This is a genomic window from Halomonas sp. PR-M31 (assembly GCF_001039575.1).
In the GTDB taxonomy this organism is placed as follows: Bacteria; Pseudomonadota; Gammaproteobacteria; order Pseudomonadales; family Halomonadaceae; genus Modicisalibacter.
Genome location: NZ_JIBT01000011.1, coordinates 42,047 through 64,608, shown reverse-complemented (window position 1 = coordinate 64,608; position 22,562 = coordinate 42,047). Strand labels below are relative to the sequence as shown.

Annotated in this window: 22 protein-coding genes and 1 pseudogene; 10 read left to right on the top strand and 13 right to left on the bottom strand. The window is 56.6% G+C overall.

Translation table 11 applies throughout. The features are described from left to right. The 5 genes from CH74_RS04190 to CH74_RS04170 all read right to left on the bottom strand — a co-directional run bounded on the left by CH74_RS04190 (position 1) and on the right by CH74_RS04170 (position 6,742). A complete protein-coding gene (locus CH74_RS04190; RefSeq protein WP_156181355.1) occupies positions 1 to 882 on the bottom strand; it encodes a 3-hydroxybutyryl-CoA dehydrogenase in 882 nt (293 codons plus the stop codon). Between the two features lie 2 nt (positions 883 to 884). Further along, positions 885 to 2,519, bottom strand: a complete 1,635-nt coding sequence (locus CH74_RS04185; protein ID WP_156181366.1) for an acyl-CoA synthetase — start codon at positions 2,517 to 2,519, stop codon at positions 885 to 887. 11 nt (positions 2,520 to 2,530) lie between these two features. Beyond that, on the bottom strand, positions 2,531 to 4,324 hold the full coding sequence (locus CH74_RS04180) for an acyl-CoA dehydrogenase (RefSeq protein WP_048306207.1): 1,794 nt from the start codon (positions 4,322 to 4,324) through the stop codon (positions 2,531 to 2,533). A gap of 165 nt (positions 4,325 to 4,489) precedes the next feature. Continuing rightward, entirely contained in the window at positions 4,490 to 5,890 is a 1,401-nt protein-coding gene (locus CH74_RS04175; protein WP_048306206.1) for an MFS transporter, read from the bottom strand. 216 nt (positions 5,891 to 6,106) lie between these two features. Beyond that, positions 6,107 to 6,742 (bottom strand): class I SAM-dependent methyltransferase, encoded by a 636-nt coding sequence (locus CH74_RS04170; protein WP_253272938.1) that lies wholly within the window; start codon positions 6,740 to 6,742, stop codon positions 6,107 to 6,109. A 46-nt stretch (positions 6,743 to 6,788) separates the two neighbouring features. Between CH74_RS04170 and CH74_RS04165 the strand changes: the two are divergent. The 9 genes and pseudogenes from CH74_RS04165 to CH74_RS04135 all read left to right on the top strand — a co-directional run bounded on the left by CH74_RS04165 (position 6,789) and on the right by CH74_RS04135 (position 13,070). Next, positions 6,789 to 7,168 (top strand): annotated as a pseudogene (locus tag CH74_RS04165) (VOC family protein). 63 nt (positions 7,169 to 7,231) lie between these two features. Further along, a complete protein-coding gene (locus CH74_RS04160) occupies positions 7,232 to 8,170 on the top strand; it encodes a lysophospholipid acyltransferase family protein (protein ID WP_048306204.1) in 939 nt (312 codons plus the stop codon). Positions 8,171 to 8,238: 68 nt separating this feature from the next. Beyond that, a complete protein-coding gene (locus tag CH74_RS17690) occupies positions 8,239 to 9,027 on the top strand; it encodes a sorbosone dehydrogenase family protein (protein WP_053070623.1) in 789 nt (262 codons plus the stop codon). Continuing rightward, a complete protein-coding gene (locus CH74_RS17685; protein ID WP_156181353.1) occupies positions 8,970 to 9,428 on the top strand; it encodes a hypothetical protein in 459 nt (152 codons plus the stop codon). Before CH74_RS17690 ends, CH74_RS17685 begins: the two co-directional genes overlap by 58 nt. A 136-nt stretch (positions 9,429 to 9,564) precedes the next feature. Next, positions 9,565 to 9,918 carry a DUF4870 domain-containing protein gene (locus CH74_RS04150; protein WP_048306203.1) on the top strand — a complete coding sequence of 118 codons (354 nt, stop codon included), beginning with the start codon at positions 9,565 to 9,567 and terminating at the stop codon, positions 9,916 to 9,918. A gap of 77 nt (positions 9,919 to 9,995) precedes the next feature. Further along, the gene (gene tenA, locus CH74_RS04145) at positions 9,996 to 10,661 is read left to right on the top strand and encodes a thiaminase II (protein ID WP_048306202.1); all 666 of its coding nucleotides are present in this window, start codon (positions 9,996 to 9,998) and stop codon (positions 10,659 to 10,661) included. 130 nt (positions 10,662 to 10,791) lie between these two features. Next, positions 10,792 to 11,481: a L,D-transpeptidase family protein gene (locus CH74_RS19330; RefSeq protein ID WP_253272937.1), complete on the top strand. Its 690-nt coding sequence runs from the start codon at positions 10,792 to 10,794 to the stop codon at positions 11,479 to 11,481. 86 nt (positions 11,482 to 11,567) lie between these two features. Further along, a complete protein-coding gene (locus tag CH74_RS19325; RefSeq protein ID WP_253272936.1) occupies positions 11,568 to 11,873 on the top strand; it encodes a hypothetical protein in 306 nt (101 codons plus the stop codon). Between the two features lie 72 nt (positions 11,874 to 11,945). Further along, entirely contained in the window at positions 11,946 to 13,070 is a 1,125-nt protein-coding gene (locus CH74_RS04135) for an aminotransferase class V-fold PLP-dependent enzyme (RefSeq protein ID WP_048306201.1), read from the top strand. Positions 13,071 to 13,153: 83 nt separating this feature from the next. On the opposite strand, the gene CH74_RS04130 is transcribed toward CH74_RS04135, so the two are convergent. The 6 genes from CH74_RS04130 to cyoA form a co-directional block, all read right to left on the bottom strand. After that, a complete protein-coding gene (locus tag CH74_RS04130) occupies positions 13,154 to 13,678 on the bottom strand; it encodes a YceI family protein (protein ID WP_172656299.1) in 525 nt (174 codons plus the stop codon). A 143-nt stretch (positions 13,679 to 13,821) separates the two neighbouring features. Then, positions 13,822 to 14,706 carry a heme o synthase gene (cyoE, locus tag CH74_RS04125; protein WP_048306198.1) on the bottom strand — a complete coding sequence of 295 codons (885 nt, stop codon included), beginning with the start codon at positions 14,704 to 14,706 and terminating at the stop codon, positions 13,822 to 13,824. 14 nt (positions 14,707 to 14,720) lie between these two features. Further along, positions 14,721 to 15,056 (bottom strand): cytochrome o ubiquinol oxidase subunit IV, encoded by a 336-nt coding sequence (gene cyoD, locus CH74_RS04120; protein ID WP_048306197.1) that lies wholly within the window; start codon positions 15,054 to 15,056, stop codon positions 14,721 to 14,723. Then, entirely contained in the window at positions 15,053 to 15,670 is a 618-nt protein-coding gene (locus tag CH74_RS04115; protein WP_048306196.1) for a cytochrome o ubiquinol oxidase subunit III, read from the bottom strand. The genes cyoD and CH74_RS04115 overlap by 4 nt, the downstream gene beginning before the upstream one ends. A gap of 1 nt (position 15,671) precedes the next feature. Next, positions 15,672 to 17,657 carry a cytochrome o ubiquinol oxidase subunit I gene (gene cyoB / locus CH74_RS04110; protein WP_048306195.1) on the bottom strand — a complete coding sequence of 662 codons (1,986 nt, stop codon included), beginning with the start codon at positions 17,655 to 17,657 and terminating at the stop codon, positions 15,672 to 15,674. A 4-nt stretch (positions 17,658 to 17,661) separates the two neighbouring features. Continuing rightward, positions 17,662 to 18,579 carry a ubiquinol oxidase subunit II gene (gene cyoA / locus CH74_RS04105; protein WP_048306194.1) on the bottom strand — a complete coding sequence of 306 codons (918 nt, stop codon included), beginning with the start codon at positions 18,577 to 18,579 and terminating at the stop codon, positions 17,662 to 17,664. 498 nt (positions 18,580 to 19,077) lie between these two features. Here cyoA and CH74_RS04100 point away from each other — a divergent pair, with 498 nt between their 5' ends. Next, positions 19,078 to 19,686, top strand: a complete 609-nt coding sequence (locus tag CH74_RS04100) for a class I SAM-dependent methyltransferase (protein WP_082140283.1) — start codon at positions 19,078 to 19,080, stop codon at positions 19,684 to 19,686. A 99-nt stretch (positions 19,687 to 19,785) separates the two neighbouring features. On the opposite strand, the gene CH74_RS04095 is transcribed toward CH74_RS04100, so the two are convergent. After that, entirely contained in the window at positions 19,786 to 19,995 is a 210-nt protein-coding gene (locus CH74_RS04095) for a CsbD family protein (RefSeq protein ID WP_048306193.1), read from the bottom strand. A 177-nt stretch (positions 19,996 to 20,172) separates the two neighbouring features. Next, complete coding sequence (locus tag CH74_RS04090; RefSeq protein WP_053070621.1) at positions 20,173 to 22,443, bottom strand: mechanosensitive ion channel family protein; 2,271 nt, start codon at positions 22,441 to 22,443, stop codon at positions 20,173 to 20,175. Positions 22,444 to 22,562 lie beyond the last annotated feature (119 nt).

Below are 22,562 nucleotides of genomic sequence, written 5' to 3'. Positions count from 1 at the left end.
CTATTCGTAGTCATAAAAGCCGCGCCCGCTCTTGCGGCCCAGATAGCCCGCGGCCACCATGCGCTTGAGCAGTGGGCAGGGTCGATATTTGGGGTCCCCGAAGCCATTCTGCAGCACCTCCATGATGGACAGACACACATCCAACCCGATCAGGTCCGCCAGGGCCAGCGGCCCCATGGGATGGGCGGCGCCGAGTTTCATGGCTTGATCGATGGCCTCTGGGGTGGCGGCATTTTCCTGCACCAGAAAGGCAGCCTCGTTGATCATTGGCACTAGCAGGCGGTTGACCGCAAACCCTGGCGAATCCGCGATGGGCACCGCCGTCTTGCCCATCTTTTCAGCCAGCTGCTCGATCTTCTTCACCGTGGCATCAGAGGTCTGCTCGGCCCGGATCACCTCGACCAGCTTGAGCACCGGCACTGGATTGAAGAAGTGCATGCCTACTACCCGATCCGGGTGTTCACACACCGCCGCCAGCCGAGTCAACGACAAGGATGAGGTGTTGGAGGCAAGGATCACGTCCTTGCCCAGCTGACTCAGATCACGAAACAACTTCTCCTTGAGCTCCTCGTTCTCCGGGGCCGCTTCGATGATGATCTCGCAGCTCTTGAGGTCCTCGAGCTTGGAAGTGGTGTCGAGTCGTTTCAGGGCGCCATCGCGATCCTCAGCGGACAGGCGCTCCTTGGCTACCAGCTTGTCCAGGCCTTTGCCGATGCCGCCCTTGGCGCGCTCGAGCTGTTCGTCGGCGACATCGTACAACTGTACCTCGCAGCCGCTTGCGGCCAGTACCTGGGCGATCCCTTGGCCCATGGTGCCGGCACCAACGACGCCGATTCGATTGCTGCTCATCCGTGTGTCTCCTTTGTATTGCTGCTGAACCATCACTATTTGCGCGCTTCGTCGCGCAGCAGGAATTTCTGGATCTTGCCCGTGGAAGTCTTGGGCAGTTCGCTGAAGATCACATGGCGCGGCACCTTGAAATGAGCCAAATGCTCGCGGCAGTAGGCAATGATCTCCTCGGCGGTGGTTTCTTCATGACCGGGCTTGAGTTTGACGAAAGCACAGGGCGTCTCGCCCCATTTTTCGTCCGGACGCGCCACCACCGCAGCCTCCTCCACCCCCGGATGCGAGTAGATGGCGTCTTCCACCTCGATGGTGGAAATGTTCTCACCGCCGGAAATGATGATGTCCTTGAGGCGATCCTTGATTTCGATATAGCCATCTGCATGCCACACTGCCAGGTCGCCGGTATGGTACCAACCGCCCTGCAACGCCGTCTGAGTGGCCTTCTCATCCTTCAGGTAGCCTTTCATGACGTTGTTGCCCCGCATCAGGATCTCGCCGATCGTTTCGCCATCCTTGGGCACCGGCTCTAGCGTATCCGCATCGGCGACGCACAGTGCCTCCAGCATGTGGCCACGCACCCCTTGGCGCGCCTTGATCTTGGCTCGCGCTTCCAAGGGTAGCGCGTTCCAGGACTCACGCCAGGCACACACCGTGACCGGCCCATAAACCTCGGTCAACCCATAGACGTGGGTTACCTCGATGCCCAGTTTTTCGATACCGGAAATCACCGAGGCCGGCGGCGCGGCCCCGGCCCCGGCCACGGTGACCTTGACCGGATGTTCCAGCATGCGCTTGTGCTGCTCGGATAGATTGACCAGGCCATTGAGTATGATCGGCGCCCCGCTGAAGTGGGTGACCTTTTCATCGACCAGCAATTCCATGACCTTTCTGGCCTCCACCTTGCGCAGGCAGATATTGGTGCCCGCCGCTGCGGCAATGGTCCAGGGAAAGCACCAGCCGTTGCAGTGGAACATCGGCAGGGTCCATAGATAGATCGGATGATGGGGCATGGCCCATTCAAGAATATTGCTGACCGCGTTCAAGTGAGCGCCGCGATGATGATAGACCACGCCCTTTGGCTTGCCGGTGGTGCCGGAAGTGTAATTGAGCGAGATGGCCTGCCATTCATCCTCAGGCAGGCGGTAAGGCGTCTCAGGATCGCCCTCCGCCAATAGATCCTCGTACTCGATCTCGCCGATACGTCTGGCCTCGCCCTCGAATAGGGCATCCGCCACATCGACGATCAGCGGCTTGTCGTCGAGCTTGGCTACCGCGCCCTCAATGACATCGGCGAACTCCGGATCGACCAGGATCGCCTTGGCCTCACCATGGGCGAGCATATAGGCGATGGCGTCCGCGTCCAGGCGAATGTTCAGGGTGTTAAGCACACAGCCGGCGAGCGGCACACCGAAGTGGGCCTCGAACATGGGGGGCACGTTGGGCAGCATGGCGGCCACGGTCTGGCCCGGTTGAATGCCGCGCCCGGCAAGCGCGGAGGCCAGACGCCGACAGCGCTGCCAGGTGGTGAACCAATCCCGGCGCAGTCCGCCGTGGACCACCGCCGGATAGTCCGGGTATATCTGGGCAGTACGTTCAATGAATGTCAGGGGCGATAGCGCCACATGGTTCGCCGGTGTCTGAGGCAGGCCCTGCTCGAAAATACTTGGCACGATGATACCTCCTCTCAATAACTGGTGGGCTCGAAATCCAACAGCGTATTCATGCCCGCCTCGATTACCGCCCGCTGGGCACGCCCTTCCGGTAGCCAGTGGCGTAGCGCGAAATCCGCACTGACCAACTTGGCGCGATAGAAATCCGCATCACCCTTGCCCTCATCGAGCGCTGCCTGGGCGATCAGCGCCGCCCGACTCATCTGCCAAGCGCACAGCACGTGTCCCGCCAGAGACAGGAACGGCGTGGCGTAAGCCTGAATGGCATCTGGTCCATTATCCGCATCGCCGCCCTCTTTCAGAAGGATCGCCATGGCGGCACGTAGATCCGCGCTACCTTGTGCAAGGCTTTCCCCCAGCGACTTTAGCGCTGAGTTTTCGGTAAGCGCGCCAGCAGTGGTCTCGACTTCGTCCAGCAAGGCACACAGTGCTGCCCCACCGTCACGCTGCAGCTTGCGACCGGCAAGATCCAGCGCTTGGATACCATTGGTGCCTTCGTAGATGGGTGCAATACGCACGTCTCGCAGCAGTTGGGCTGCACCGCCCTCCTCTATGAATCCCATGCCGCCGTGCACCTGAATGCCCAGGGAGGTGATGTCCACCGCCTGATCGGTGGAGAAGGCCTTGACCACCGGAATCAGGATATCGACCCGAGCCTGGGCCTGCTGGCGGGTATCGTCGTCCGCACCATGGCGGGCCTGATCCATCTGGGCAGCACAGTAGAGCGCCAGCGCCCGCAGACCGTCCGTGCGGGCGCGCATGGACAGCAGCATGCGCCGCACATCCAGGTGATCGGCAATGGAACAGGACGCGCCGCCCCTGACCTTGGGACTGCGCCCCTGCATGCGCTCAAGTGCATAGTCCAGCGCCTGCTGACAGGCGCGCTCCGCAACGCCAATACCTTCGACGCCAACTTTATGCCGTGCCTCGTTCATCATCGTGAACATGTGATTCAGGCCGCGACCGGATTCGCCTACCAGATAGCCGATGGCACCCTCTTTTTCACCGAAGCTCAGGGTGCAGGTGGGGCAGGCATGAATGCCCAACTTGTGCTCAAGCGATGCGCAGACCACATCGTTGCGCTCGCCCAGGCTGCCATCGTCATTGACCAGAAACTTGGGTACTAAAAACAGCGAGATACCCTTGTTGCCTTGCGGGGCATCCGGGGTACGAGCGAGCACGAAATGCAGGATGTTCTCTGCCATATCGTGCTCACCCCAGGTGATATAGATCTTCTGGCCGGTAAGGCGGTAGTGATCCTCTTTCTGAACGGCCTTGGTGCGCACCTGGGACAGATCCGAGCCGGCCTGGGATTCGGTAAGATTCATGGTGCCGGTCCATTCTCCGCTGACCAGTTTTTCCAGATAGAGCGCCTTGAGCTTGTCGTTGCCGTGCAACGACAAGGCCTCGATGGCACCGGCGGTGAGCATGGGACATAGGCCAAGAGCCATGTTGGCGCCGTGCAGCATCTCCTGCACGGCGCTGGCCACTACCTCGGGCAAGCCCTGGCCGCCTAGGGTTTCGTCGACACCGATGCCGTTCCAGCCGCCATCGATATAGGCGCGATAGGCCTCGGCAAAACCTTTCGGGGTAATCACCTCATCATTTTCAAGCCGCACCCCCTCACGGTCGCCAGTGTGATTGAGCGGCGCCCAGACCTCGTTGGCCAGTCGCGCTGCTTCTTCCAGCACCGCCTCGATCAGATCAGGCGTAGTCTCATCAAAATGTGAAAGATTCAGTGATCTGTGCTCGAGCAGTTCTTCAAGTACGAAGCGATAGTCACGTACCGGGGCGGCATAGGAAATCATGAAAGCCTCCTATCAATAAGGGATACCAACGATGGTAGAGTCCTCGGCTTTTATTAGCCACTAGCCAAACGCCTTACCCGGCCACGAATGACTAGGGCGAAACGCAAAGCGCCCGACGGGTATGCCGTCGGGCGCTGGTTCACTGCAAGTCGTAACCAGAAAGGATCAGGAAGGCTGTACCTGCAGTGGCGGGTCGCTATCAGACGATGCATCGGCATCCGTATCGAAGTAGCTGATCGTTGCATCTTCCTCTTTGGGCGGACCGACGAAGGGTTCCGCCACTTCGATATCCGGCACGAGCTGTGAAAGATCCTCATGATGCTCGTGCTCCGTAGCACCTTGCATGAGCTCTTCGGTAACGTTGAGTTCGGCTCCGATGACGGACATGGGCGCATTCGGAGCAAACGGGGCTACTGGAATCGGTGCAGGGCGCACGCTGCGCCGCCAGGTGAAAAACAGCACCAGGAACACGCCAAGGCTACCCAAGGACCAGAACAACCCTGCATCGCCAAGCCAACTCATGACCGGCGTGACCAGAGGCGGACTAATGGTGGAACCCAACGCATTGATCAGTAGTAGCCCCTGACTCATTCGTACCAGGGCGCCTGCCGGCGCCCGGTCCGCCGCATGGCTGAGTGCTACCGGGTACAAGGCAAAAACGCCGCCACCCAGCAAGAACAAGAGCCCTGCCAGCATCCACTGCTCTTGCGGCAGCATGATCATGCCCAATGAAATGAGCGCGAAGAAGGCGCCGATGAGAATCAGCACCAGCTGACGGTCGTGGCGATCCGACCAGCGACCGATGGGGTACTGCAACAGCATGGCCCCCAGCACCATCACTGCCATCATTTGCCCGATACGAGCGACCGATAGTCCCAGGCTTTGTAGATAAAGTGGCAATAGCGCATAGACCGCCGCGCCGGCTAGCCCCGAGCCAAAGGTCGCCATGACGCCGGTAGGGGTGATGGTGATCAAGCGATGGGGTGGCAAGGGTTCGGCCTGTTCAATCAGCGGCGACACCCGCGGGACCATCGCCATGGGTAATACCGAGAGTGACGCCAGCATACCAATCACCATGAAAGGTGCGGTCACGCCCATGGCATCCGTCACGCCTAACAACAGCTGACCAATGACACCTGCCGCGTAGAGAGCAATCATGTAAAGCGCCAAGAGGCGCCCGCGTACTTTTTGATCTCCAGAGGTCAATAGCCAGCTTTCGATGACCAGATACACGCCTACCGTGGCCCAACCGCCAATCAGGCGCAGCAGGAACCAGGCATAGGGGTCGAGCCAAAGCCCTTGCAGCAGTACCGTCACCGCTACCAGGGAGGCAAAGCTGCCATAGGCGCGAATATGGCCGATACGCAGCAACAGGCGGTCGTTGAACATCGCGCCGATGGCAAGACCAATGAAATAGGCCGAAGAGACCCAGCCGATCATGACGGCAGACTCGCCGGCGGCATCTAGACGCAAGGTAATCAACGTGGCCAGAAAGCCATTGCCGATCGCCAGGATGAACAGACCCAACAAAGGAGCCAACGCCATGGCCAGTAGCTGCCGCGACATAAATAAAAAGCCTCTTGGAAAGAGCGTACCTGACCGGAAACGGACAGGAATCAGGTTGGCAATTGGCGCGGGAATATACCCTTGCTCACATTTTTTTACAAAGCAATTTGAAGCGTTTTCCAACGCTTCTTGGCTGCGTCGTTCAACGTTTGACTGCGTGCGATCTTATAGATGCCGCAAGCCTTCGATGAGGCGAATAGCGCAGTGAAAACGGGGCTATTGCTTTTGCATGAGTACTACATCGGCGGAAGGGAAAAAAACTTGCAGATCCAGCTGGGCACTTACCCAACGAAAGCTCGTTTCACTGAAGAAACTGATGTGAGTCGGGTCCAGGATATAGTGCCAGTTGGCAAAGGCTTCCCGGGAAACCACGCGCTTGGTCATCAGCCCCAGCCAGCCACCCGGACGAAGCTGCTCGGAGAGTTCCCTTAGCACCTGCCCCGGCGACGCCAGGTGTTCGATCACCTCGGATGCGGTGATGAAATCATAAGACTGCCCGAGAACGTCCCGATCCGGCGCGTAATAGATATCGTAAAGTGCCATCGGATGCCCTGCCTCTTCGAACATGACCGACAGCGTCGGCCCAGGGCCGCAGCCAAAATCCAGCCCTTGAGCGCCAGGCGCCACTCGGGCCTTTAGCGGAATGAACAGCCGCGACAAAAACCGGCGATAGTCCATGTCCTGGGGCGAGTTGCGGTGGCAGTCATACACCGCTTTCTCCCTCTCGGGTTCAAGCTGTTGGTGAGGCGCCACGAAGACCAGCGCGCAGCGCTGGCATTGCCAATAATCCCTGCGCCTGTCCTGATGGTAATACTCGATTTCATCGTGATCACAAAGAGGGCACGACAGCAGCCTGGTCAACGTCGTATCCTTCATCTAAATGCAAGCGGAGACTGCTATGTTAACCGGCCTGGATCACTTGGTCGTCACCGTTACCGATATTTCCCGGGCGGTAGATTTCTATACCCGCGTACTAGGCTGGAAGCGCGCTATCAAGAGGCCGAACGGGTCGATCTGATGCTTGGGGACATGGCGCTTCGCCTGCATCAGGCCGATACGGCATCAAGCCCCAAGGCGGTCCGTCCCACCCCGGGCAGTATCGATCTGTGCGTTCGAAGCGTACTGCCCCTGGAAGAAATGCAGGCGCATCTCGACACCTTGCAGATTCCCATCGAGGAAGGCCCGGTTCCCCGCCGGGGCGTTCAAGGTCCCATCACCTCGCTTTATCTGCGCGATCCGGATGGCAATCTGATTGAAATCTGCCGCCCTCATCGTTGAAGATTCACGTCGTTACTCGATCATGTCTTTCATTCCGATCCCAATATTTCGCCATCCGATTTCATGAGCAAGAAAAAGAAGTCTGCACCCAAGTTTCATGCCCAGGCCATTGCCTTCATGTGGCGAACGCTCTCTAGGCGCACGCCTCATACCTTATGGCGCCTGGCTAGGCTATTGGGTCCACAGGTCCATCGCGTCAGTCGCCGCGAGCGCTATGTCACCGATGTCAATTTGCAGGACGTCTTTCCTGAACTCGACAAACATCAGCGACATATTCGTGGAAAACAAAGCCTCGTTCACTCCGCTGCCACGATGCTCGAACTGGGTTTTGCCTGGATGGCGCAACCATCTCGTGTCGAAGCCTCGATTGTCGAAGTCCATGGTCGCGAACTGCTGGACAATGCTCGAGCGGAAGGGCGAGGCGTCATCGTGCTGGCGCCCCACTTCGGCAACTGGGAAATACTCAATTTCTGGCTATCCAAGCACTTCCCTTTCACCGCCATGTACGAGCCGCCCAAGATCAGCGCCCTGGAGCCCATCATTCGCCACGGCCGTGAGCGCATGGGTGCCACCCTGGTGCCCACCAATTCCCGCGGCGTGGCGTCACTGCTCAAGGCTCTCAAGCGCAGTGAAGCGGTGGGAATTCTGCCGGATCAGGTACCTAGCTGGGGCAGCGGCGTATTCGCCGACTTTTATCATCGCCCTGCCTACACCGCCACCCTTCTGCCAAAGCTGGTCGCCCGTACTCAAGCTCGGGTAGTGACCGGTGTAGCCAAGCGTCTTAATGGCAATGGCTTTGCGATTCATTTTCTCATGGCGGACGAGCGCGTTTATGCAAGCGATGAAGCCATCTCTGCCCGGGGCGTCAACGCTAGCGTCGAAGCTGCCATCGCCCTGGATCCGGAGCAGTATCAGTGGGAATACAAGCGCTATCGCAAGACACCGGAAGAGGAACAGGACAATCCCAACCATAAGGAATTTCGCATTTACAAGAAATTCTAGCCTTTGTTTCAAACCTCGCCGTCTATAATGGTTAAACGCATACGGACACAGGATGAGGAGTCGAACTCATGTCCATGGATTCACAAGGTAACCAGCGCTCTGCCCTCGTCGCCTTCAGCTTGGCTCTTTTGACGCTGGCCACCTCCATGTCCCTTCATGCCCAGAACAATGACAGCGGGCTGGTGGCGGTCGATGTCGCCAATACCGATCAACGGCTCATGGCCCCGCCGGGAACCACCGTCAGCAAAGTCACGGATCTGGTTGCCCCGCGTCTGATCAGCCTGGGTCGTAATGACGAGATGTTCATCGGCAGTCAGGCAGGGCGAGTCTATCGGCTATCGCCGCCCTATGAGAACGCCGAGGTGCTGGTTCGATTCGACAACTACCCCCATAGCGTCGCTCAACGTGGCGACAGACTTTATGTCGCCACCACCAATGCGTTACTCGCTGCTGATTACCGTCCCGGTGATAAGCCTGGCGAGAATGATTTCACGCGAATTGCCAGAATTCCCGGCGGCGGCGGCCATAGCTCCCGCACTCTGGTGGCCGGCCCGGACGAGCGGCTATACCTAGGACTGGGTATTCAGGGTAATTGCTCGAATCAATATGTCGGCGAGGGTTACCGCTTCGAGAATCAGCGCGGTGGCATCCTGGTGCTCGATGAAAGTGGCGACTCACCGCAATGGCAGCCCTACGCAAGCGGCTTGCGCAATCCGATCGGACTCGCCTTCGATCATCAGGCACTCTCTATGCCACCAACAATGGGCCGGACCACTGGGGCTATGAGGAACCTCGTGAAGTGCTGGTACGCGCTGAACAGGGTGACTTCTTTGGCATGCCCTGGTTCCAATGGGTGAAGGGCGAGTTCCAGCGCGACAACTGCATCAACGGCGAACCACCGCGTTCGATGAACGATGCCAGCGCGCCGGTGGCGACCTTTCCTGCCCGTAGCGCCCCCATGGAGCTGAGTTTCGCACCGGAGGGAGGCGCGCTTGGGTTGGATGCAGTGGCGGCGGTGCGCGGTAGCTGGGCCACGAAACCTCACGGCGGCTCTTCCGGGGATCCGGCCTCGCGACGCGAGCCCCTGATCGCGGGTATAACTCTTGATTCGCCCAACAATGGGCAAATCCACGAGCTTTTGACCGGCTTTCAAGACGACCAGGGCAACCGCTGGGCGCGCCCACCGGCGTCGTTTTCACTGACGCCAACACCCTTTACTTCACCTCGGACAGCGGCGAAACCGGTCTTTATCGAGTGACCTTCGCAAACGACAACCTGAAGATGGGTAACCTGCTCAGCAAGCCGGAGGATTGAAGATCCTGTAGGAAGTGACACTCGAACAACGGCTCAGACAATGGGAAGATAGCGGCTATTCATTGGCTTCGGAGACTACAATGTCCACTTCCCCGGTTGCGACGAAGGATGAAATCAGCGTCCCTCAAATCATCTATGTGCTGTACCTGGCAGGACTGATTACCGCCAATGTCACTCTGTTGATCGGGGTGATCATGGCCTATGTCTACCGAAGTGACGCCGCGCCTTGGCTGAAAGAGCATTATCGCTATCAGATCCGCACCTTCTGGATCGGTACGCTCTATTCCATCGTTGCTTTCATGCTCACCCTGATCGCGGTCGGCGTGTTGATCTGGCCAGTGCTGATGGTGTGGCTGATCGTGCGCTGCGTCGTTGGGCTGCGCGATTTGCGCCGGGGCCAGCCCCCAGCCAATCCGACAAGCTGGTTATGGTAGCCGCAGCTGATCAACCGGCGTAGGAACGGCTCAAGCGCCATCTTCCTGTTGAGCTCATATCATTATTGGAGAACATCATGGGTTATCGCTTCGACGACCTGACACAGGCCTGTCAGAAGGATTGGCGCACCTATGTCGAGCACGACTTCGTCAGCCAGTTGGGTGCAGGCACTCTAGAACCCAACGCATTTCGTCATTACTTACAGCAGGATTATCTGTTTCTGATTCACTTCGCTCGTGCCTATGCCCTGGCGGTCTACAAAAGCCGCAACATGAAAGAGCTTCGTCATGGCTTCGAAGGATTGAAGACCATTCTCGATGTCGAGCTCGATCTGCATATCGATTACTGTCGTGAATGGGGCATCTGCGAAGAACAACTGACTGCTCTACCGGAAGCCAAGGCAACCCTTGCCTATACCCGCTATGTCCTGGATACGGGCAATCGCGGTGACCTGCTGGATATGCACGTCGCACTTGCCCCCTGTCTGGTTGGCTATGGCGAGATTGCCAACTGGCTCAATGCTCAAGCCTTTACCCGGCGTGACGATAATCCTTACAGCGCCTGGATCGCCATGTACGAAAGCGCGGAATTTCAGCAGGCCATGCAGGACGAAATCGCTTGGTTGGATGCGCGTTTAGCAGACGTGACAACGGCGCGCTTCGAGGAGCTGGCCAGGATATTTCGTGACGCAACCCGCCTGGAAATCGACTTCTGGCAGATGGGGCTTGATCGCGCTCTATAAAGTTCACACCGATTGCTTTAGTTTACGCCCCCAGGATGAGATCCATCCTTTACATAGACGTTTATACGATAGGTCACGATAGATGAGCGCAGTGGGACGAAGAACGGGTTATAGGTTTACATTTTTCATATTGGCCGCACTGGCGTTTCCTTGGCTGTCGCTGGCTCAGGCACAAGAAGAAAGCCTTCAGGGCCGCTATCCGCTTTCAGCAAGCAGCGATGTCGTGGGTCGAATGAGCATCGTTGAGGCTTCTGCAGACGATACGCTGCTCGATCTTGGCCTGAGCAACAACGTCGGTTACAACGCGATCACCCAGGCCAATCCGGAGACCAGTATCTGGCTACCCGGCGAGGGCGCTCGGGTATTGCTGCCTACCCGCTATGTTCTGCCGCCTGGCCCCCGAGAAGGCATCGTCATCAACATTGCCGAGCTGAGGCTTTACTACTATCCATCAACCAGACCCGGTGAGTCCGCAAGCGTCGAAACCTACCCCATCGGCATTGGGCGCATGGACTGGAAAACCCCGCTGGGAACCACCCAGATTACGGCCAAAGTGGAACAGCCAAGCTGGTATCCACCCCAAAGCGTCATCGCCGAACATGCGGAAAACGGTGACATACTGCCCCGGGTCGTACCGCCTGGACCTGACAATCCGCTGGGCGACTATGCCATCATTCTGGGCATTCCGGGCTATCTGATCCATGGCACCAATCGCCCCGATGGGGTCGGCATGCGCGTTTCCCATGGCTGTATTCGGATGCTATCCGACGATATCGAAAACCTCATTTACCGGGTCCCGAAGGAACGACGGTTCGACTGATCAATGAACCGGTCAAGCTTGGCTGGACAATGAAGAATCTGCTCGAGATACAAGCCCACCCCGTGCCTGAAGAGTCACCGAAAGCCATGGCACTACGTATCGACAAAGCCATCGACGCTGCTACCGAACAGGCCAATGCTCGGGCTTTTCTGATCGATTACGCCATTCTGAAGAAGGAGCTGGAAACCCCTAGCGGTATTGCCACACCACTGCTTCTGTCCAGTCGCCCGTTCCCGCTGAAAACGACCTTCTACGATCGGCTTCTTCTGCATCATGCGCTATACAGCCAGATCGATGGGGCTGTCGGCAACGCTGACAAACCCGATGCCATAACTCATGCAGCCAGCGTTACCGTCGTGCCGGTGGAAACACGCGATGTGGAAGCGCGCTAGTCGTTGCCAGTGTTTGCGCCTATCCTAGGGGATTGAAGTCGTAGCTATCGCCAATGATATGGAGGTAAGGAAATGCCCGGTTTGCGGCCCGATGTCGATCCCAACGGTCTACTAGAATATTCGGTGGTCTATAGCGATCGCTCCCTCAATCACATGTCCAAGGCCTTTCAGAACGTGGTCAACGATGTACTGGGCATGTTGAAGGATGTTTACAGCGCTCATAGTGCGATTCTCATGCCCGGTAGCGGTACTTTCGGCATGGAGGCGGTGGCACGGCAATTCGCTCAGGATCGCAAGGTGCTCGTCATTCGCAACGGCTGGTTCAGCTATCGTTGGACCCAGATCTTCGAAATGGGGAACATCCCCGCGCAATCCACCGTAATGAAGGCGCGACGCCTTGGTGACGACAAGCAGGCACCCTTTGCCCCGGCGCCCATCGAAGAGGTCGTGGCCAACATCGAGGAGCAGCGCCCGGATCTGGTGTTCGCCCCCCATGTCGAGACCTCTGCGGGCATGATTCTGCCCCAGGACTATCTCAAACAGGTGGCGGATGCGGTTCACAAGGTGAACGGCTTGTTCGTACTCGACTGCATCGCCTCCGGCACTGCCTGGGTCGATATGCAGTCAAGCGGCGTGGACGTCTTGATCAGCGCCCCGCAAAAGGGCTGGAGCGGCTCGCCGGGTTGCGCCATGGTCATGCTCTCCGAGCGCGCCGAAGCACAGCTCAAGGAGACCACCAGTAGCAGCTTCGCGGCGGATTTAAGCAAGTGGCGCGATATCATGGCCGCTTACGAAAATGGTGGTCATGCCTATCACGCCACCCTGCCGACGGATGGCCTGGCCCAACTGCGAGACGTCATGAAAGAGACCCAGGATTACGGTTTTGCCAAGGTCTGCGACGAACAGTGGGAGCTGGGCAAGGGCGTGCGCGCCATGCTGGCTGATCACGGCTTCAAAAGCGTTGCAGCAGAGGGTTTCCAGGCGCCTGGCGTGGTGGTGTGCTACACAGAAGATGCAGGAATTGCAGGCAAGTTTGGCCAGCAAGGCGTTCAGGTCGCCGCTGGCATACCTTTGATGTGTGACGAAGGGGATGATTTCCAGACCTTCCGCATCGGTTTGTTCGGCCTCGATAAGCTGCACAATGTGAAGCGTAGCGTCGGAAATCTGGAACAGGCCTTGAACAACGTCATTGGCTAACCACCAGCAAGCGTCAATAGTCGACGCGATGGCAAGAGGGTAAAGAGTGCGCCCAGGTTTGAGCCTGGGCGCGCTCTTTTATCTTATTCGGCGCGTTCAAGCGTTAGATCGATGATGACCTGTATCGGATAGCCAACGACATCATCACTGGCCCATTCCCCTTGGCCTATATCGAACTGCCGACGATCGAAATTCGCTCGCCCCTGCATAAATGCCCGACTGCCCTCGGTTCGCCATTCGAAGGGTAGAATAACTTCTTGCTCCAACCCCCGCAGGGTCAAGGTGCCCACCGCCTCGAAGGGCGTATCGCGACCCTTACGAATCGCTGAAGTGACATAGGTAGCTTTCGGGAAGCGTTCGAAGAAGAACCACTCCTCATCCGGGAGCGTATCGTTGCGCTGGGAATTGCCGGCGTCGATACTAGTGACATCGATGGTGACATCAAAGCGGCTCTCATCAAGAGCCTCCTTTGAAAAACGCATTTCGGCATCGAAGTCGTCAAACTCACCTTGAAACTCATCGCCTTCCTGAATCGCGACGAAGCCCAGTCGGCTTTCTTTCTGAACGATATCCCAGGATGTGGCCACAGCCGGGGCGTTACTCGACAAGGCCAACATTCCTATACCAAACATCAGTGTCAAGCCTGAACGCATGGCTTTGCCTCTCATGAACACACCCCTGAAAGAGAAGTGACGTCCTTACTGGACGTTTTTGCTCACGAGAAGTTCGGATAGAAATGAATTGGCCAGGTTCAAACGCCGGCCAGCAACGCCATGGTCGATGAAACACCGAAATCGATTACCATCATCAGGCTCAAGATCATGACCATTATGATGGAAAAGGCAAACTGCTTTTTCGCCCAAGCCGCGTGATCTACCCAGTGGTAGTTGGACAGCGCCAGATAAAGCCAATAGAAGCTTGCGGCACCCGCAATGACCAGGTAACCGATGCCGGCATAGCCTGTCAGGGACAGTGCCAACACGGCGGCCGTGAAGGCAACGATGTACAGCACGATGGAGCGCTTGGCCGCAGGAATGCCCTTCTCGACGGGCAGTACCGGAATCGATGCCGCCTTGTAGTCATCAAAGCGAAAGATCGCAATCGCATAGGAGTGTGGCATCTGCCAGAGGCTGAAGATCAACAGCAGAATGGCAGCGCCGAGATCGAACTGATTGCTGGCAGCGCAATAACCGATGACCGGCGGCATTGCCCCGGAAAGACTTCCTACAAGCGTTCCGTGTACCGAGCTGCGCTTGAGCCAAAGGGTGTAGAAGCCGACGTAGACGACAAAGCCCGCAACCGCAAAAAACGCGGCCAGCGGGTTTGCCAACCAGTACAGCAACATGACTCCACCAACGCCCAGACACGTGGCGTATAGAAGTGCCACTGGGACGGAAATGACGCCTTTCACTAGCGCCCGATCTCGTGTTCGCCGCATCTTGACGTCGATGTCACGGTCAACGACGTTGTTGAAAACACAGCCGGAAGCAATGACCAGGGCCACGCCCAATAGCGCGGCCAGTAGAGGTACCGGTTCCAATCGTCCATGTGCTGCAAGAAAGAAACCGCCGGTCACCGAAATGAGGTTACCCAAGATGATGCCCGGCTTGGTAATGGCGAGAAAGTCTTTGAGCATCGCAGGGTGCGACGCTAGTTGATCATTACGTTCAGATGTAGATGATGCATGATCCATAATGAACCTCCCACCACGAGAACCAGTATCGTCACCGCGAAGACGAAGGACATGAAATTCCATCCTTCGTCCGACTTGGTATTCAAGTGCATGAACATGATCAATTGCACGAGAACCTGCAGTACGGCTGCGATGACAATGGTCAGTACCGTTGTCGTGATACTCAGGGCGCCGGTCATGACAGCAGCGAAGGGAATCACGGTCAGCACGATGGATAGAATCAAACCTACGACATAGGACTTGACGCTACCGTGCGCGCTGCCAGGCTGGGTATCGGGATTGCTGTGGCTCATACCAGAACTCCCATCAGATAGACAAAGGAGAAGACGCAGATCCAGACGACATCCAAAAAGTGCCAGAACAAGCTCAGGCACATGATGCGTGGCCGAGTCGCATCGGTCAGACCTTTAGTGGATAACTGGATCAGCATTACCAGAATCCAGATCAGACCGAAAGTCACGTGCAGGCCGTGGGTGCCAACCAGCGTAAAGAATGCCGTCAGAAAGGCGCTGCGATCGGGTCCGAATCCTTCATGGATCAAATGCTGGAACTCGTAGATTTCCATGCCCACGAAGGCCGCGCCCAGCAAAAAGGTGATGCCTAGCCATAGCCTGACCTGGGCCACCTTGTCCTTGTTCATCGCCAGTACGGCAATGCCGTAGGTAAAACTCGAGAACAGCAGCAGGAAGGTCTCGACTAGAACGAACGGTAGTTCAAAAATGTCCGCAGCGGTTGGGCCTCCTGCCGTGCCCTCCATGAGCACGGCGTAGGTGGCGAAGAGTGACCCGAAGATAATCAGGTCGCTCATCAGATAGACCCAGAAACCGAAGATCTTGGTTCCCGCGGCATCGTGGTGCTCATGCTCTCCAGTATGAGCGTCGTTAAAAGACTCTGTATGCGTTGACATATTACGCTCGCAGCTCCTTCAGCTCTTGTTTGTGCGCATTCTCGATACGCTCGACTTCCTTGGCCGGAACGTAATAGTCGATGTCGTCGTTGAAGACACGCAGCATGAAGGTCACGAACAAGCCTACCGCACTGACCGCTGCCAGCCACCAGATATGCCATACCAAGGCAAAGCCAAGTGCAATGCTGATAACGCCCATCACCGGCCCCGCCACGGTGTTCTTAGGCATATGGATATCTTCGTAGGGCGGCTCGCTCAGACGAGCATTGGGTCCGTTTTTCTGCTTGTCATCCCAAAAGCTGTCGATGCCACTGACCGCCGGAAGATGCGCAAAGTTATAAAACGGCGCCGGTGATGACGTGGACCACTCCGGCGTGCGCGCATCCCAAGGGTCGCCGGTGATGTCTGCATTCTTCTTGCGATCACGAATGCTGACCACGATCTGAATGATGGTGCAGGCAATACCCACCAGAATAACCAAGGCGCCTATTGCGGCCAGTATGAACCAGGGCTGCCATTCGGTTTGCGCGTAGGACTGCATGCGACGCGCTGCTCCAAAGAAGCTCAAGACATAAAGCGGCATGAAGGCCAGGTAGAAACCCGTGAACCAACACCAGAACGAGCGCTTGCCCCACTTCTCATCGAGGGTGAAACCGAAGGCTTTGGGGAACCAGTAGGTCATGCCGGCCATCATGCCGAATACCACGCCGCCGATGATGACGTTATGGAAGTGGGCAATGACGAACAGGCTGTTGTGCAGCACGAAGTTAGCGCCCGGCACGGCCAGCATCACCCCGGTCATGCCACCCAGGGTAAAGGTGATGATGAACCCCAGGGTCCACAGTACCGGGGTGGTAAACTGCAGCCGCCCGCGGAACATGGTGAACAGCCAGTTGAATATCTTCACCCCGGTAGGTATGGCGATAAGCATTGTCATGATGCCGAAGAAGGCGTTGACATTGGCCCCGGAGCCCATGGTGAAGAAGTGGTGCAACCAGACGATGAATGAGAGCACCGTGATGGCGACCGTTGCCCACACCAGAGTGGCGTAACCGAACAGACGCTTTCGGGAAAAGGTCGCAATGACCTCGGAAAACACCCCGAACGCCGGCAGAATCAGGATATACACCTCCGGATGACCCCAGGCCCAGATGAGGTTGACGTACATCATCATGTTGCCGCCAAAATCATTGGTGAAGAAGTGCATGCCCAGATAGCGATCCAGCGTCAGCATAGCGATCGTCGCCGTCAGGATCGGGAAAGACGCAATGATCAGCACGTTGGCGCACAGCGATGTCCAAGTGAAGATCGGCATACGGAACAGCGTCATGCCCTTGGTGCGCATTTTCAAAATCGTGACGAAGAAGTTGATACCCGTCAGGGTCGTTCCTATCCCCGATATCTGTAACGCCCATATCCAGTAGTCCACCCCGACCCCGGGACTGTACTCCAACTCTGATAGTGGCGCGTAGGAAAGCCAGCCGGTCTTGGCGAACTCCCCAACGAAAAGCGATACGTTGACCAGCACGACACCTGCCGCGAAGAGCCAGAAGCTTAAGTTGTTGAGAAACGGAAACGCCACGTCCCGCGCACCGATCTGCAGCGGTACCACCAGGTTCATCAATCCGATGACCATGGGCATGGCCACGAAGAAGATCATGATCACACCATGGGCGGTGAAGATCTGATCATAGTGGTGCGGCGGTAGATAGCCTTCGGCGCCACCGGCAGCGATAGCCTGCTGGGTACGCATCATGATGGCATCGGAGAAGCCACGTATCAGCATGACCAAGGCTACAAGGAAATACATGATGCCGAGTTTCTTGTGATCGACGGAGGTGATCCACTCCGACCACAGATACATCCACTTCTTGTAGTAGGTCAGCAGTCCAAATAGAAGAATTCCACCAAGCGCGATGACCACCACCACGGACATGATGATGGGCTCGTGATAAGGAATCGACTCTAAGCTAAGTTTTCCAAACATAGTGTTACTCCGCTGCCTCTGCGCTCATTGGCGTACCCTGATGGTCGCCGCCTTGCTCCCCATGTTTTTCCTGCTGTGATCCGCCGCTACCGCCGTGAAAGCTCTCCAGAATTTGCGTATAAAGCTCAGGTGATGCCTCGGAGAAATACTCCACCGGATGGTTTCTGGTGGGCTCCGCCAGGACGTAATACTCCTCCGGGAAGGTCAGTGTCTTGGACGACTCCTTGACTTTATTGACCCACTCGTCAAAACCCTCGTCAGTCGTTGAAATGGCATCGAAGGTCATGCCGGAGAACCCAGCGCCGCTGTAATGGACGGAGCGACCGAAATAGGTGCCTGGATCATCGGCCACCAAATGAACGTCGTTGTCCATACCCGCCATGGCGTAAATCTGGCTGCCTAGCGCCGGAATGAAAAACGAATTCATGACCGTGCCGGAACTCACTCTGAAATGCACCGGCACCCCTGCGGGAAACGCCACCTCGTTAACGGTTGCAATGCCCTGCTCCGGATAGATGAACAGCCATTTCCAGTCCAGGGACACCGCTTGAATCTCCAAGGGCGCCACATCGCTTTCAAGCGGCTTATGCGGGTCCAAACTGTGAGAGGTCTGCCAGGTAAGCCAGGCCAGAAATGCGATGATGACGAAGGGAATGAACCAGACGACGGTTTCAATTGCGTTGGAGTGTGCCCAGTCCGGTGTGTAGGTCGCCTCCCCGTTCTCACGATAGCGCCAGGCAAACAGTATCGTCATCACAATGACCGGAATAACGACGATCATCATCAAGCCAAAAGCGGTCAAGATCAGCGTCAACTGCTGTTCCCCTACCTGCCCCTGAGGGTCTATTAATGCTGCATCGCAGCCACCAAGCAGCAGCAGTAGCGATAAACCGACGATGAGACTGAAATGCTTCTTTTTCATTACACGACCTCTTGAAGCCCGAAAGACGCCATACGCGAAACAGGTTGTTCGTTAGCACACTAAAACAAGCAGCTAGCTATCGTCATTTGGCTTATCAATAGACATTTGCTTGAGAATGGTTCGAGACTGAGATTTTTGACACTGAACTTTGGCACTAAGCAAGGCACAAAACGCGTGGAAAGACGAGCTGAAACGCCAGTAAAGTCCTGTGGGACATGAATTCTGCTGGAAGGCAGCTATTTTCATGCCGGAACAGGGACATTGAGAAGTGGCGTTTTGCCGCAGTCCGTCGCAGCTATTGGCAGATTGTCGCAGTGTCGCCGTCGACGATGAAGTGTCAGGGGTTATTGCAACAAATACCACTAACCAACCGTTTCACTGTGTGACAAAACGCAAAGCAACAATGGTTCTGATGAACATTATTACTTTTCCTGCAGCGCCTGTTGGCCTAAGGTAATGAGACAATCCCAATCTGTCTGACGATAAGGAAATCCAAACATGGAATACAGCAAGCAAGGAATGAAGGACTCACGGCAATCCATGTCGCAAAGCAAACAGTTCTTCCTCTTTGCCAAGAACTTTCTCAAGCATCCGAAGATGCTTGGCTCGATCATTCCAAGTTCTCCCTTTTTGGTCCGGCGCATGCTTTCTCACGTCGATTGGCAAAATGCCCGCGTACTGGTCGAATATGGTCCCGGGGTAGGTACTTTTACCCGCGAGATATTGCGTCAGATGCATCCCGAGGCAACCTTGCTGGTGCTTGAGACCAATGAGGATTTTGTTGAGTTTCTCAGGCAGACCTGCCCGGACCCACGGCTCGAGATCATTCACGAATCGGCGGAGAACATCGAGCAGGTATTGGCTGAACGTGGGCTCGGCTTGGCAGACTATATAATTGCCGGTATACCGTTGAGCACCCTGCCAGGGCCGGTCAAAGACAGCATCCTGAGTTCGACTCAGCAGGTAATAGCGCCTAGCGGCGCCTTTTTGCTCTATCAATTCTCGCCTAGCGTGCTACCTCACTTGAACAAGACGTTTCCCAAGGTGCAGCGCGATTTCATACCGCTGAATTTTCTTCCGGCGCATTTTTATCGATGCAGCTCCTGAAGAAAACCGGCACATCGAACACGATTATTCAATTGCCACAACCCATCGAGGGGCCATCAGGCCCCTCGACGGTATTGACAAGCACCTACGTTTATAACATTAGGGCTTGTTCGTATTGTGACTATTGTGCTCGGGATCAAGAGCATCCTTTACATCGCCCTTGGTCTGCTTCGCGTCACCTTTAACGGTCTGCGTCTTGCCTTTGGCTTCGGTATCCTTGTCGTTGGTCGCCTTGCCGAGGGCTTCCTTTACCTTGCCAGCCGCTTTATCTACCAGACCTTCGGATTTATCCGTCTTGGAATCTTTCATTGCCTATCTCCCGCATGAATGCTTGATTGATCGACCCTTGCAAAGGATCAGATGATCGAGAGCGGAGTATCATAGCGATGTCCGTTCGCTCGTTTACAGCCTAGCAGCAATTGAACAAACAGAAAAATTAACTATGTGATGTACCTGAAAGTATATCGTCTGCGCCATGGATATCGATCATGTTGCATCCCCTCCTTGCCCCGGCGCGTGCCCCACCGTTGGCTCTACCGCAGGCGCCCAGGATTCATTCTTGCTAGGAGGAGGCGCATTTTGCACCACAACGTTCAAGCGCGGCATAGCCAGATCCTGGCCGTCCTGGTCCAAGCGCTGTTTGAGGCGCAAATTGAAAGCACGGGTCACATCCCACTGATACTCCGGCTTAGTGCGCATGCGAATACGCAGTACCGCCGCCCCTTCTTCAAAACGCTGAATACCCTGGAACTCCAACGGCGACCAGATCAGATGACGCAGCACCGGATCCTTGCGCAGATCCTCCGCCACTTCTTTCATCAAGGTGGTGGCGTCGTCGATCTTCATGGTATGGGGAATGCTCAAGTACATCAGCGCAATACCGAATTGCCGGGACATGTTGTGGATCGACTTGATTTCACTGAAGGGAATGATGTGTACCACGCCATCAAGGTCTCTGAGGCGAACGGTCCGCATGGTCAGCCCTTCAACGGCGCCCATGAACTCGCCAAGCTTGACGAAGTCGCCCACCGCCAGAGAATCCTCTATCAGGATGAACAGCCCGGTGATCAAATCCTGAACCAGGGTCTGAGCACCAAAACCGATGGCCAGACCAATGACCCCGGCACCTGCCAGCAGAGGCGTTACGTTCACGCCCAGGTTGGCAAGCCCGACGATGGAGGCGATGATCACGATGGTGACCAGCACTACGTTACGCAGTAGCGGCGTAATGGTTTGGGCGCGGGCATTGTAGACGCGACGACCCCGCGTCCGCGCCGAGGTGTTGAGCGCCCGTTGGATGCCGGTATCGGCGATGATCCAGATCAACCAGGCCAACATGACGGTCAACCCGATACCCAGTAGCGCGCGTCCGATGCGGGCGCTGATCGGGCTATCGGCGCCGATGCCCAACAGCGATACATCCCACACGCGTAGCGCCAGTTCGGCAAAGACCACCCAGATGACCAGATGGGCAAGCGCGTAACCGAAGCGTTCGAGACGACGACGATATTGCGACAGCCGCAGGCGCTTGACGGTCTTCTCACTTTGACGGCGCAGCATACCAGCAATTACCAGGGCCAGCACCAGCAGAGCCGCATCGATGATCGCCCGGACGAAGACACCTTCCGCCTCCCCTCCGGTGACGAAAATAGCCAAGAGGGAAGCCCCTATCAGCAGCAGCACCGGCACGTGCCATAGCCGTGCAAGAACGTTCATCAAATCCCGTAGCGCATTCTGATTGCGCCGCTGAGCGTAGGGACGATTACGAATCAAATGCTTGATCGGGCGTTGTATTCGTATTATGAGCCTGATGCCCACTATGCCTGCCAGCACCTTGGCAGACACGGACAGCCAGCCGGATAGATCATTCCCCAGTAGTGCCTCTAGTCGATCGCCATTGAGCGCATCCCCAAAGGCCGCCAGGGCCCCGATGACGAAAAGCCGAGTCAGTGCCTGCTGACGTAGAAGTGCTACCGCGACGCGCCGATGCCCCCGAGTAAAGACTGAAATGACCACTTCGAATGCGGTGGCAAGCAACCGCCCACATAGAGTGATATACGCAAGCACCAACACGATGGCGCTAAAAGGCGCAGGAGCATCAAGCCACCGCAGGCTACCCAGCATGACCGCGAAGGAGAGCGCCCAAGGCAGCACTTTGCGCAGGAAGTGAATGATCAGCAAACTTGCCGGAGGTTCTGGAGGCAGCACTCGTGGCCAATCGTTACGACGTCGAAGAAAACGCCCTGTTCCTATCAGCAATAGTAATAGGCCTAGCCAGACCCCCATCAGTATTGACGTTTCAATGGCGCCGCGCAGCAACTCCTCACGGCTCGTAGCGGCAAACAGCGATTCGACCCGCTGGCCTGCTCGCTTCGAGCGCTGTGCCCAGATGTCCAGGGGTGCTCTGCCTTGCTGAGCCTGTTCGCCGGCGGCATTGAAAGAGTCCGCCAATGCTCCGAGCAGCCCTTGTCGCTCTTCACCCTCTTGCGCCGAGGCGCTTGCGCTCGCTTCCCGTAACTCCTTTAGCCTGGCTAGAAGCTCATCACGCTGCGCGTCGCTTTCCAGGGTCGAGATGACATCATCTAGTGAATTGCGTAATTCTTTCGGGTCTTGCTGAGGCTGTTTTTCATCCTGACTGACGCTTCCCATGCTCGGAATGGCCAAGCCCTGAGCCTGGGATGGATCGGAAAATAACGTCACCAGCAATAGCAGCAAGACAGCGATGAACAAAGTGAACCAATTGCGAGAAAACGACATGCCAACTCCTGCGGCATCAAGTGAATCGACTGAAATCTTACTGCTTGTCCATCACTGGCTAAAGCGCCATCAAACGACGAAGCCAAGACTCCCGTCTTGGCTTCGCATTACATCCTCCA